General features: G+C 57.3%; 2 protein-coding genes. Both read right to left on the reverse strand.

The window, feature by feature from the left end; all coding sequences use genetic code 11:
- Nucleotides 1-438: 438 nt before the first annotated feature.
- Complete coding sequence (locus IP69_RS22030; protein ID WP_156323588.1) at nucleotides 439-1,035, reverse strand: hypothetical protein; 597 nt, start codon at nucleotides 1,033-1,035, stop codon at nucleotides 439-441.
- 147 nt (nucleotides 1,036-1,182) lie between these two features.
- On the reverse strand, nucleotides 1,183-1,494 hold the full coding sequence (locus tag IP69_RS20525) for a DUF736 domain-containing protein (RefSeq protein ID WP_054144690.1): 312 nt from the start codon (nucleotides 1,492-1,494) through the stop codon (nucleotides 1,183-1,185).
- Between the last annotated feature and the right edge of the window lie 55 nt (nucleotides 1,495-1,549).

Consider the following 1,549-nt stretch of genomic DNA (forward strand, 5'->3'; position numbering starts at 1 on the left):
GAAAAGCCCGGCTCGGCCAGACAGCCAGCACGAAGAGGACGTGAGGGGGCTACGGCCCGGACAAAACGACAGGAGACCACCCCGACGCCAACCGGCAGCTTCAACAACGACGAAACGGCCGCCCCAACCGGAGCGGCCGTCCATGACTCCGAACATCTGCGTCCGCCTATTCTGCTGCTGCGGCGAACGCGACAGGCTCCTGCTTGCCCTCGACATCGCCGGAAGAAGTCCGCAAGGCTGCCGGCAGCCAGTCCGTCTCGACCAGAAGCCGCTCGGCCCCGGGCCCATGCTCGTCGTTCCAGTCGAATCGTCAGGCTCGCCAGGATCAAAGCTCAGCGGCAAAAGTTCGGTCGCTAGGCAGCCGGCGTTATCGCATTGCCACATTGGGCATGGCGAACCACGCGAGAGCCACCGCCATAACGAAGGCGATCGCAGAATCTACGCGAGCAGCATGGGCTGAATTGCGGTTTCCTCGCGCGCATTTCGCCAGATGGGGCAGGTCAGTATGTGCATATCGCCACGCGAGTGATGAGGGTCAAAATCGAAATAGTTCTCAAGAAGATCGCTCGACCGAACGAAGTTTTTAGGGAGCCTCACGGCGAGTCTAGTCTTGTAGGTGCCAAATTGGCTTCCGAGTTCATTATTTGGGCGCGGTTCGTCAATGATATGCTGGATTGCATCTTGACCCAGGCCAACGCCTCGAAATTTACTCAATACACCAACAAACCAAAGCCGAATGTCTCGATGCGTCAGGCCTGCTTCGCGAGAAAGCTCGTCGCTTGAGATCCAGTTTGAAGACACCGCAAAGCCAGCTCTGACGTGGTTTTTCGTTTCGATTATGTAAAATCTTGTGTCCCAATCCGGCTTGTTATCGGTAGGATTTCGAGACAGACCATCAATTCTGAACGACCTCTTTGTGAATAACCTGGCAAAGGTAGGTTCCGGATATGGGTACTCCCCGCCTTCCGTATGAAGAGCAGCGTCGAGAGCAGAAATGAACTCATAATCGTCATCGCGGGCGGAACGAACAGGCATGAAAAAGCTCCGAGATTGCAGCCCGTAGGTAGCGACTATCGATTATTCTTCAGGAAATTGATTTCGTTAAATTTGCTCCAATTGTCGTTCTGCGGAAATTTCGATTGCGACGAGGCCCCCGCACCGGTGCGAGGGCCTCTTTCGATGTCACTCCTGCGTGCGCCTTGACCAGATGAGGGAGAAGGCTCCGGCGGTGTCGGCGTCCTCGATAAGGGTCGCGTAGATCGCGGCGTTGAAGCTCGGATCGTCGAGCTTGGCCGAGAGGTACGGGCGACCTTCCTTTGAGGTCTTGGCCCATGCCGCGCCGATTTCAGTCTTGCCGGCGAAGAGCCGGTGGCTGGGGCCCTTGTCGCTTTCGCTCTCGTTTCGGACGAAGCGGACCTTGCTGGTGAGGGTCAGCGTGTTGATCGCACCGGTGAAGCCGTTTTCGTCCTTCTTGAAGCTGCCGATCGTCGCCATGGTTCAGTCTCCTGTCGTTTTGTCCGGGCCGCGACCACCGCGTCCTCGATGGCGT

Origin of the sequence: Allobosea sp. AAP35 (assembly GCF_001295925.1) — a bacterium.
Classification (GTDB): Bacteria; Pseudomonadota; Alphaproteobacteria; order Rhizobiales; family Beijerinckiaceae; genus Allobosea.